The 9,831-nt window shown below is 65.8% G+C and carries 12 protein-coding genes and 2 pseudogenes; 3 read left to right on the forward strand and 11 right to left on the reverse strand.

Annotated features, from left to right (window positions below):
• Window positions 1-271: 271 nt before the first annotated feature.
• Complete coding sequence (locus EHS43_RS27505; RefSeq protein ID WP_125193440.1) at window positions 272-616, reverse strand: hypothetical protein; 345 nt, start codon at window positions 614-616, stop codon at window positions 272-274.
• Between the two features lie 406 nt (window positions 617-1,022).
• A complete protein-coding gene (locus tag EHS43_RS27510) occupies window positions 1,023-1,415 on the reverse strand; it encodes a hypothetical protein (protein ID WP_125193441.1) in 393 nt (130 codons plus the stop codon).
• Window positions 1,416-1,737: 322 nt separating this feature from the next.
• On the opposite strand from EHS43_RS27510, the gene EHS43_RS27515 reads away from it, so the two are divergent.
• The 3 genes from EHS43_RS27515 to EHS43_RS27530 all read left to right on the forward strand — a co-directional run bounded on the left by EHS43_RS27515 (window position 1,738) and on the right by EHS43_RS27530 (window position 3,444).
• On the forward strand, window positions 1,738-2,016 hold the full coding sequence (locus EHS43_RS27515; RefSeq protein WP_312023442.1) for a hypothetical protein: 279 nt from the start codon (window positions 1,738-1,740) through the stop codon (window positions 2,014-2,016).
• Between the two features lie 529 nt (window positions 2,017-2,545).
• Window positions 2,546-2,857 carry a transposase gene (locus EHS43_RS27525; protein WP_125193443.1) on the forward strand — a complete coding sequence of 104 codons (312 nt, stop codon included), beginning with the start codon at window positions 2,546-2,548 and terminating at the stop codon, window positions 2,855-2,857.
• Complete coding sequence (locus tag EHS43_RS27530) at window positions 2,854-3,444, forward strand: IS3 family transposase (protein WP_125193444.1); 591 nt, start codon at window positions 2,854-2,856, stop codon at window positions 3,442-3,444. Before EHS43_RS27525 ends, EHS43_RS27530 begins: the two co-directional genes overlap by 4 nt.
• A 276-nt stretch (window positions 3,445-3,720) precedes the next feature.
• Here the strand turns inward: EHS43_RS27530 and EHS43_RS27535 are convergent, their stop codons facing one another.
• The 9 genes and pseudogenes from EHS43_RS27535 to EHS43_RS27570 all read right to left on the reverse strand — a co-directional run.
• Window positions 3,721-4,092, reverse strand: a complete 372-nt coding sequence (locus EHS43_RS27535; RefSeq protein ID WP_125193445.1) for a MerR family transcriptional regulator — start codon at window positions 4,090-4,092, stop codon at window positions 3,721-3,723.
• Window positions 4,093-4,117: 25 nt separating this feature from the next.
• The gene (locus EHS43_RS27540; protein WP_125193446.1) at window positions 4,118-4,885 is read right to left on the reverse strand and encodes an SDR family NAD(P)-dependent oxidoreductase; all 768 of its coding nucleotides are present in this window, start codon (window positions 4,883-4,885) and stop codon (window positions 4,118-4,120) included.
• Between the two features lie 312 nt (window positions 4,886-5,197).
• Window positions 5,198-5,605, reverse strand: a complete 408-nt coding sequence (locus EHS43_RS27545) for a hypothetical protein (protein WP_125193447.1) — start codon at window positions 5,603-5,605, stop codon at window positions 5,198-5,200.
• A gap of 11 nt (window positions 5,606-5,616) precedes the next feature.
• On the reverse strand, window positions 5,617-5,850 hold the full coding sequence (locus EHS43_RS48820) for a hypothetical protein (protein ID WP_312023443.1): 234 nt from the start codon (window positions 5,848-5,850) through the stop codon (window positions 5,617-5,619).
• A gap of 70 nt (window positions 5,851-5,920) precedes the next feature.
• Window positions 5,921-6,232, reverse strand: a pseudogene (locus tag EHS43_RS48825) (DDE endonuclease); the annotation flags it as partial.
• Complete coding sequence (locus tag EHS43_RS27555) at window positions 6,229-6,435, reverse strand: winged helix-turn-helix domain-containing protein (protein WP_260470740.1); 207 nt, start codon at window positions 6,433-6,435, stop codon at window positions 6,229-6,231. The gene EHS43_RS27555 and the pseudogene EHS43_RS48825, both read right to left, overlap by 4 nt.
• A gap of 17 nt (window positions 6,436-6,452) precedes the next feature.
• Window positions 6,453-6,957 (reverse strand): annotated as a pseudogene (locus EHS43_RS27560) (helicase); the annotation flags it as partial.
• A 111-nt stretch (window positions 6,958-7,068) separates the two neighbouring features.
• Window positions 7,069-9,384, reverse strand: a complete 2,316-nt coding sequence (locus tag EHS43_RS27565) for a hypothetical protein (protein ID WP_125193448.1) — start codon at window positions 9,382-9,384, stop codon at window positions 7,069-7,071.
• Window positions 9,381-9,831 (reverse strand): ImmA/IrrE family metallo-endopeptidase (locus EHS43_RS27570; RefSeq protein WP_125193449.1); only part of this gene is annotated, 451 nt, incomplete at its 5' end. The genes EHS43_RS27565 and EHS43_RS27570, both read right to left, overlap by 4 nt.

A 9,831-nucleotide genomic window follows, 5' to 3' on the forward strand; every position in this document is an offset into this window, starting at 1 on the left:
GGGCGTATGACCTCCGTCGGCGGGACCACCCGCCGAAACAGCGTCCACAACTCGTCCGGCACCAGCCGCCCCACCAGATCCGTCATGCACGGCTCAACGAGCGATCACGCCAACAGAAACGACGTCTTAGCCCCCTGAGATGTCTTGACATCGCCGGTTGCGGCTGGCGATCAGGTCGCGGTCAAGGGGGTGTGTGATAGCGGTGACGGTGTTCCTGACCCGGGTGGCGGGGGCACCGACCAGCTGATCGGCGCCCCCGCCACGTGACGGTCTACTGGTGCCGGACCGTCCTGAGGGATTCCAGGTGTGGGTCCGAGCCGGTCGGGCCTGTGCGGGCCACGGTGTCGGGCTGACCGCCGTTGGTCCGGGCCGTGTAGGTGCTCTGCAGGGACGTCGCGGGGATGACGCCGTTGTAGTACGGGTGGTACACGAACTGGCTCGCGCTCGCGCTGATCGCGGCGCCCGCGGTGTCCAGGGCGGCCTTGGCGACCGAACCGGTGCCGCCGAACGCGATCACGGAGTTCGTGCTCGCCGACTCGCGCAGCAGGTAGCTCTTGACCTCGCTGGAGAGGCTGTCCCCCTTGGCGGTCCACAGGACGGGCCCGAAGACGTTCATGGCCGCACCCGCGGAGACGCCGCCGCGCCAGGAACTGGTGTAGGCGAGTGCGGCGGTGCTGGGCGCGGACCACCAGAACTTGGCGATGGCGACCGAGGTGGCCTCGTTCGTCGGCGCCGTGATCGGGTAGTACGAGAACGTCGACGGCCAGTTGGAGAAGTACGTGGGCGGGGACGTACTGGTCCTCCCGGCGGCAGACGTGATGGCCGGCGGCCCGCCCTCCCCTCCTGCTTGGCGGGTTCGCCAAGGGGGAGGGCCTGAAGTTCGCCATCTGTGAGAGCAGCCGGACCGTAGTAGCCGGTGTGGTCACCAAGGTTCTCCGATAAGGGACATCCGGTTACCAGCAAGAAGCAGAGAGGCGCGTGAGCGGTCATGGCTGTGCTGCCGGGGACTCGGAGCCGCGGTCTCAGTTGGCAGACTCGCCGACGAGGACCTCTCCCGCCCGTTCGCCCCGCGCCAGGCGGGCGGAGAAACCGGCGCCTTCCAGGACGGCGATGACCGCGGTGTTCATCGCCTCCTGCGCGATCCGGAGTTCCCGAACCTGGGGGTCGCTCAGGAGCGCGTTGTGTGGCACGGTCCTGAAGTGTTCCTGGAGTATCGGGTGGACCCGCCACTTGAGAAAGGCTTGGGGAGGCAGGCGCTCCTCGTCGGCGATCTCCACGTACACACCGCTGGAGAGAGCGTCGTCGAAGGTCGAAGCGAGCGGCAGGCCTGCTCTGGCCAGGGTGGTCTTCACCCGGTCCGCGAAGACGTCGTGCCGGATCAACATCCCATCGCTTTCTCTCGGCTGGGTGCCCATGGCTACACGGCAACCCCTGGTGGCCCACGAGGGTGCGGATTGGCGGGCGGCGGCAGGTTGGTCTCCCACCGGTCGGCCTATGATCCCACCACCGGCAGCGCCGGCGCACCCTCGTCCCGGTCGACGCCGATGCTCTCAAGCAGCCACTGCTACGCCAAGACCAGTTCCTTTCATCCCCCACGTTGCGCAGCGGTCCATGCCCCGAGGTCCTCGCCCAGAACGACCAGACCTGGCCGGGAGCGCGCCGCTCTCACGAACAGCGATGTCAGTGGCGTGTGGTGGGATGGCTGGACTGTGCCGTTTGATCTGCTGGGAGACCGTCGTGGCGTCTTTGTATCCGTTCCTGACCCGTGCCCTGGCCGAGACTTTGGTCGATGTCCTGTGGTTCATCGAGGGCAGCGACGACGATCAGATAGATCAGGACGACGCGGTCAAGGTAATGGAGGGCGTCGCCCACACGCTCAGTACGCTGCCTGATGATCAGCGGCAGGAACTCGTTGCGCTGGTTGCGGAGATGGCAGATGCCGAGACCGATCCAGCTCGTCGCGAGTTTCTGGAGGAGTTTCCGGAAGCGTTCGGGCTGGTCGATGATGAGTCCTGAGCAGCCTTTGCAAGGAGTAGAGCAGGACGCCGGACGTCTGTCGCAAGGGTGGCGTCGCGCCCGACGCCGATCTCACTGTGAAACGTTCCGTAGCAGCGCGAAGGGGGCTGGTGTGACGCACGAGATGGGCATCCAGGTCGGGACTGTCGTGCGGATCACCGATGACCGTTCACAGACTTCACGAGCCCTGTCGTGGCTGTTGACCATGTTCAGGGCCGTGCCGAGTTGACGGTGGACATCTTCGGCGACGCGACCAGGATCGATATCTCCTTGTCGGATGTCGTCAGGGTCGTCTGATCTTGTCCCTCACGACCTGATCCGGTCGCGTTCGCTGATGGTTTCGCGGTGGCGGACTGTTTTTGCCCACGTAAAAGGCACCAGCGCATGCCGAGCTCGCTGAGGGCGGCGCGTCGCTCCACGCTCAGCTTGGCGGTCCTGCGCCTGGTGTTGTCGAGTGAGCTGAACCGGATTTTGTAGCGGTCCTGAAGCCAGGCATGATCGCCTCGGCAGATGGGAGAACACAGGTCCGATGCCCGCACCACGGAAGTACCCCGACGAGCTGCGTGAGCGAGCCATCCGCGAGGTTCAGACCTCGGGCCGTCCGGTCGCGCATGTCGCCCGGTACCTTGGCATCCACAAAGAGGCTCTGCGGAACTGGGTCCGCCAGGCCGAAGCAGATCAGGGCGACCGGCCTGATCTGCTCACCACGGCCGAGAAGAATGAACTCGCCCAACTCCGCAAGGAGAACGCCGAGTTGAGGCGGGCGAATGAAATCTTGAAGGCCGCCTCGGTGTTTTTCGCGAAGGAGCTCGACCAGCCCCGCACGAGGCCGACGCGGTGATCAACCACCTCCGCGACGACTTCGGGGTCGAGCCGGTCTGCCGGGAACTGGACCTGTCGGTCTCGGCATACAACGCCCGCCGCAGGCGACCGAAGTCCGCCCGGCGCCTGCGCGACAAACGACTGCTGATCAAGATCCGTGCAGTTCATGCCGCGTCCGGCGGCACCTATGGCGCCCGCAGGATCCACCGCCAGCTGCGACGCGAGGGAGTCACCGCGGCCCGCTGCACCATCGAACGGTTGCTGCGCGAGGGCGGTTTGGAAGGCGTCATCCGTGGCCGGCGACGCCGGACCACGGTCCCCGAACCGACCGCCCCGCGCCCGCCGGACCTGGTCAACCGGATCTTCACCGCAACCCAGCCGAACCAGCTCGGGGTCGCGGACTTGACCTATGTCCGGACCTGGTCCGGCTGGGTCTATGTCGCGTTCGTCCTGGACGTGTACTCGCGGATGATCGCGGGATGGCAGCTCACGACCCATATGCGCACCGATCTCCCTCTGGATGCCCTGGGGATGGCGCTGGGGTGCCGGGGCATCAAGAAGGGAGCGGGCCTGATCCATCACAGCGATCGCGGCAGTCAACGATGAGTTCAGCCGGCCGTCGCAACATCAGACAAGGGAACGTCGATAGTGTTCATGTCGCCCAGGATGTCGACGGTCAGCTGCACGCGTCCACGACTGAAGTCGACTGCTCCGACAGTGCCCTTGAAGCCTGCGAATGGCCCACCGGTGCCCCGGACAACGTCACCTGTCCGAACCTTCGCCTCTTCCGACGTGCCCGCTCCCTCCAGGCGCCATCGGCGCCAAATGCCACGACGTGTCTGCGTCCAGCGCCAGACGAGTTGCTGATCGAATGACGGGCGGTCAGGCTACCGGGCGGACTTGGCCACCGACTGCCTGTTGCAGCGCGGTTTCCAGCCGGTCGCGGGCCTGGGTCTGGATGGCGATGCGTTCATTGAGGACTGCCAGACGTGCCATTGCGACACGCAGGCCCCTGTCCGAGGGCGGTGCCGCAGCCACGTCGCCGTCCAGGCATGGCAGGAACACTCGCACGTCGTCCAGGGTGAGGCCGGCAGCCAACAGGTAGCGAATGTTGCCAACTCGCACCACAGAACGCTCATCGTAGACGCGGTAGCCGTTGGAGGCCCGTTCGCAGGAAATGAGTCCGGCCTGCTCGTAGTGCCGCAGCGCACGAGCGGTCGTCCCGGTTGCCCTGGCCAGCTCACCGATCCGCACCCACCTCACCCCCCGGCCAGTCCTATCACGCCACGACCGCTCCACCGTCGACCGGGAGCACCACTCCGGTGACGAAGGAGGCGGACGGGGCGGCAAGCTGGGTGATCGCCCAGGCAACCTCCTCCGGGCGACCGATGCGGGCCATCGGAGTGTGCGCCACCTGCCACTCCCGCACCGCGGCCATCCGCTCCGGCATCAGACCCTGATGCTCGCCGATGGGGGTGTCGATCGCTCCGGGTGCGACTGCCACCACCCGGATTCCACGGGGTGCCAGTTCGACCGCCCAGCTACGGGTCAGCAGCTCCAGGGCGGTCTTCGTCGCCGCATAGACCGAGTTGCCCGGCCAGGCTCGCTGTCCCACCGATGTACTGACATTGACGATCACCCCGCGCGACGCCTCCAGCCGTGGCAGCGCGGCCTGAGCCAGCAATATGGGAGCAACGAGGTTGGTGGCGAGCTGCGTCTCAATCATCTCGGGCGTCAGTGTGCCCAGGGCACCGCTGCGCACGATGCCGGCGTTGTTGACGAGCACGTCAAGCCGACCGTGTGTCTCCACTACGGCCTGGAGAATCCGATGGGGCCCGGCCTCGGCCGTGATATCGGCGACCAGCGGTGTGATCCTGGCATTCCCGGCAGCGGTCTCTTCGAGAGGCTCAACTCGCCGTCCGATCGCGATCACGTGGGCGCCCTCGGCGGCGAAGGCACGGGCAGTGGCACGGCCGATCCCAGTGCCGGCTCCGGTGACGGCGACGATCCTGCTGGCATGCGGCGCGATGACGTTCATGCCGGTCATCGTTCAACCCTGCCGCCAGCGGCAAGGTCAAGCAGCGCCCGACAGTGAGCCCCTTCTCAACCTCAGCAGGATCGCTTACCCAGCTCGTCCGCCGTTCCTCCGGGGTCGCGGCGAGGCGGTCCCGATCGCGCGAACGCCCCGGCCGTTGGGTCTACTGCTGAGGAACAGCCGACGTCCTGGTTCCACCGACCACGCATGAAGGAGGAAGGCCCCGTCAGGGGAGGTCGGCCCGCTGCCGCAACAGAATCGCGTTGATCACATGGCGGAGGGATTGCCACTGAGGTTGAACTGGTGATGTCGGTGCCGAGTTGATCACGTTGGCGTGCTGGCTAGACCGCGCGAGTCGCACCAGTCCTCGTAGTCGAAGGACTCAGGGGTACGAACCAGGGCTCGGGTGCGTGCCGCCCAGGTGCTGACCCAGGCTTCTCCGGTCGACGTTGCCTCGTCGGTCAGCGCGCGCAGACTTACTTCAGGCATCGTCCGGAAGCGCGTGCGCACGGCGTCGCCAGCTAGGAGATACAGGCAGCCGAGGAAGAACTGGCGGTGGGGGCACTGCCCGTCGGCGGCCAGGGTCACGAATAGTGAGCCGAAGGCTGGGCGTGTTGCGAGGATGTCCCAGTCCTGGGAGACCGGGGGCTGCGCTCCGGGCGCGTAGGCCCAGACGGTCATCTCCTCAGGCGTTGGATTGGCTACATCTTCGAAGGCGGGTTCTGGGCTCACGGTCACGGCTCCTATACAAGCGCAGCAAACTGATCGCTACCAGTGGCGCCCTCATCCGGGAGACGGCGGGGTGGCCACTGACCGTGGTTCTCCAGATCGTCCATGCCGAAGCCAAGGCCCGTGCCGGCGAGGCAGCCGTCGACCACATACGGCCGATACTGGATCTGCTTGAGTCGGCGCCTCACAGCCCGGGTGATCTGGTCGAGATCGGCCGCGGCGAGGTTGCCGATGTCGCGCTTGACCACCGACCAGACGCCCCTCCTGCGGGTTGAGGTCCGGTGCGTAAGTGGGAAGCTGGAACACAGTGAGCCAATCGGCGTTCGCGTCGATGAACTCCCGCATGCCGGTCGTGAGATGCAGGCGGACGTTGTCCCAGACAAGCACGATCGGGCCGCCGAGCTGGCTGCGGGCGCGGACGATCAGGTCGCGGAAGTCGCGCCAGCCGAAACCCTTCGGTTCGTTCTTCCGGCCCCGGTACTCGCGGATCGTGTAGATCAGCCGGGACCTCTGGCCGGGTTTGTAGCAGGCCATGCCCGCCATCGATACCCGCCCGGAGCCCCGGCCTCTCACCTTCACGACCGGGGTCCGGCCGATCCGGCCCCAGCTTTTGGCGCGCGGCGGAGTCATCGACTGCCCGGCTTCGTCCTCGAAGACGATCCTGGCCCCGCGCTCCGCCGCGGTGGTCTTACCCGCGGCCAGGTCTCCTTCTTCCAGACTTCGATGGCGTCGTCATCGCGCTCGATCGTCCGTCGAGTGGCTTGCTGCCAGCTCCAGCGGTGTCGCTTCAGCAGTCGCCAGGTGCCCTCGACCGTGTAGGAGGTATGGAACAGCCGACACGGAGCTGTGCGTGCTGCTTCGGGTCCGCGTCGGGCAGCTGCGCGGCGATATCGGGAAGGCCAGGCCGCGAGAGCCTCGGCCTCCTTGACCACGTAGTGGAAGGAGCGCGTGCGACGGATGCCCTCCTCCGAGGCGGCCTTCACCAGAGCCGTCTGGAGCGCGGCGAGTCGGGTCCCACGCACCTGGTCCGACCGCCCTTCGGCACCGAGCAGCATGGTGGCCTGGAGCTGAGTGTCGTTGACGTCCACGCACACCACCTGGTACGGGGCACAGATGCCTCTGTCGATGGCCTCCGACAAAGTCAGGGTGAAACACCTGCTGCCGAACGGCGAGTTGAAGTGGTCTTCCATCGAGGCCACCAGCTCGCCGGGGGCGCCCTGCTCGGAGTCCTCGTCCAGCTGCCACAGCCGCGGCATGGCCGTCATGTACAACCGACGCTCCGCAGGAAGCTGCGCCTGGTCGTGCACGGCCGCCCATGGCCTCAGCCCATCCCCACTCGTCCGATGGGCCTCGTCCGTTTTACTGACCTTCAAGGTGTGTGGAGGGGCGCTGACCTGTGCTTTGTCTGGTGATTATGTACGTGATGTGTGGGTGGCTGCCGGGACGGCCAGACTGACTGGGTGGGGTCAGTCGTCGACGTCATCAAAGAGGCTGCGGGTGGGTGAAGGCTGCGACTTCACGGTTTGGCAGCTCTGTCGATTGGTCGAGCTGTACGACGATTCGTCCTCGTCGTCGTATGCAGTCTGGAATATTGCAGTCACCTCGGTCAACGCGCGATCGAAGGCGGCTGAGGCTTGGCGGTCACTATCGAACAGGTTGCGGTAGGTGCGCAGATCTTCCAGCAGGGGAACGAAAATATCGAACGGGTCGTCTCGCCTGGACTGTATCCACTGATCGACTACTGATTGCAGGTTGGGGACGAGCGTCTTTCGTACCTGTTCGAGGATGTGCTGTCGTTCGGCTTCGGTCAGCAGGGCCTTCCAGTCGGGATTGCGGAGCCATGCGGCCCCAGGTGTATGGAGGGCGAGCTTGGTGACCTGGTCCACGATGCGTCGGTGCTCGTGCGAGCTGACGAGACCGGCTCTTTGCAAGCGCGCAAGGACCCTGGGCTCGTGAGTTGCGTCGAGGAAGGGGCCGAAATCAGTAAGGCGGGTGACGAATTGAGGGTCTTCTTCGGTGTACAGCCGTAGGAAGGCGTCCGAGCAGCGTGTGGCGAAGAATTCATACCACTGGGCGTGGTCGCCTCGGGTTCTCAGATCTGCGTCCAGGAGCCTTCGGATCACCGCAGGATAGAGGTCCGGGGAGACTGGAAGAAGCGTTCCGAGCTGGTCGTCGCTGCCGCAGTCGATACGAGTCACCAGCTTCTGCCAGTCCAGACCGGTGAGGAAGACGCCAATGAGATTAGGGTTGTTCGCCAGTAGTTCGGCGAAGCCTTCTTGCAATGTGGGGTGTTGGAAGGACCACCCTGCTGATGGGCCGTTGGCGACTAGGTCGGCCGGGCGGAGGAAGGTCCCGGTCAATGCTTGTAGTGCGCGGTCAACGCCGCCAGGCGTGCTGCCGAAACGTGTAATGACTTCTCGCTGGAAGTCGTCCAGGCTCAGCGGGGCTGGCAGGTACTCGTCGGCCTGGTAGGTCAGGGCAAGGGCGGCCTTCTCATCTGGTCCAAGTCCGGAGTAGACGTCGTAGAGGAAATCGGTTGGGCGGGCCATGAAAGCGGTGACGCCGCTGGTGGTGAGTTCAAGGTGCTCGGTGAAGGCTTGCTGGCCCAAGCGCCGGGCCACCTCAGGGTAAAAGGGCTCGGTGTCGGCCGCCGCTTTCAGATGCGGTTTCAACCTCGCCCGGACCTCTGGTGGCTGATCGCCGAGTTTCATGTGGTTGTAGAGGATCTGTTGGCGTTCCTGCGGGGAGAGTCGGGCGACGTCGACGACGACTCGCTGTTCGTGCCGGAGGGGGTAGGCGTATTCCTTCAGGTAGGGGCGGGCGTCGCGGTAGATGTAGTCGCGTGAGGTGAGGACGACTTTGGCTCCGCTGTGGACGGCGGTCATGACGTGCCGCATGTGGCGGGACCAACTGTCAGTGAGCTGCTGTTCGTGGCGTACGGCGCCGAAAGCGTCGTCGATCCAGAAGAACTGGTTCGGCTCGTCGGGGTTCCAGTGGCGTACGAGTCCGTCGGCGTCGTGGGCGTTGACGGGGAGGCAGCCCCAGGCGTCGAGGGCGGTCATGGCCAAGGTCGCGGCGATGACGGATTTGCCGACGGCGGGCTCGCCGAGGAGCAGGACGAAGCCGTGGTCTTGCACAGCTTGGACGGCATGCCGGTAGGCGTCGGTGACCACGAACGTGGCCAGTTCGTCTCGCAGGTAGCCGAGAAGGGCCTTGGCCTGGGTGTAGGCGCGTTCGTCGAGGATCTGGGAGAGGTCGCCGAGGCCGTAGACGCGGGGGACGAACGTGCGTAGGCGCTGGCGGCTGGCGATGGTGTCGCAGATCCACTGACCGTCGAGGATCAGCGGGTATCTGACGCCGGCGTTGAGCAGCCGTTGTCGGATGGTAGCTTCCGAGACGCCGCTGACTCGTGCGTTGGTGAGCAGGACGTAACTGCCGCATAGACCCCGTTCCACCAGAGCCTGGACTTTGGCGAACTCATCGTCGAGATCCGAGGGGGCGAGGGTGGTGTCGGCTTTCTTGGTGTGTTTGCACTGCAGGACGAACGGGCCGTCGGGGACGTCCTGGACGCCGATCGGGTCCGGTGGTTGTTGCCAGGTGCCGTAGAAGGCGCCGTCGCGTCCGCCGTCGTTGGAGTCGGCGAAGGTGTGTACGGACTGTGCCCACACTTCGCGGAGTACGGCTGCGCACAGGTCCTGGAATGCGCGCCAGCCCAGGGTGTGCAGGGCGAAGTCGGGGGAGCCCGGTGCTGCGACGGTGCCTTTGCGGGGGTGGTCGGTCACTGTGGCTGGTCCTCGGCGGGGCCGTTGTGGGGGAAGCGAACGGGACGTTTGAGGTTGTTGCCGTGGGTCCAGGGCAGGGCGCCGTCGTGCTGGAGGCGGCCGACGACGATGCCTGGGGCGATGCCGGCCTGGCGGGCGAAGGCTTTGATGTTGTCGAAGGGCATGGGCCTGCGGGCGAGGCGGCGGTAGGCGGCGTTGTGCTCGGGCGGGATGAGGGTCTGGGCTGCGAAGGCGTCGGCTTCTTCTTCGCTGCGGTCGCCTTCGGGTGTGCGTTCGTCGGCGCGGTCGGTGTTGTCGAGGAAGGTCAGTCTCTTGCCGTGCAGGAGGGTGTGGCCGATCTCGTGGAAGACGGTGAACCAGAAGTGGTCGTCTTTTTTGAACCTGTCGCTGAGGGCGATTGCGACTTTGTCGGGGGTGAGCCAGCGGGTGACGCCGGAGACGCTGGTC

The sequence above is a fragment of the Streptomyces sp. RP5T genome (assembly GCF_003933965.1).
GTDB lineage: Bacteria > Actinomycetota > Actinomycetes > Streptomycetales > Streptomycetaceae > Streptomyces.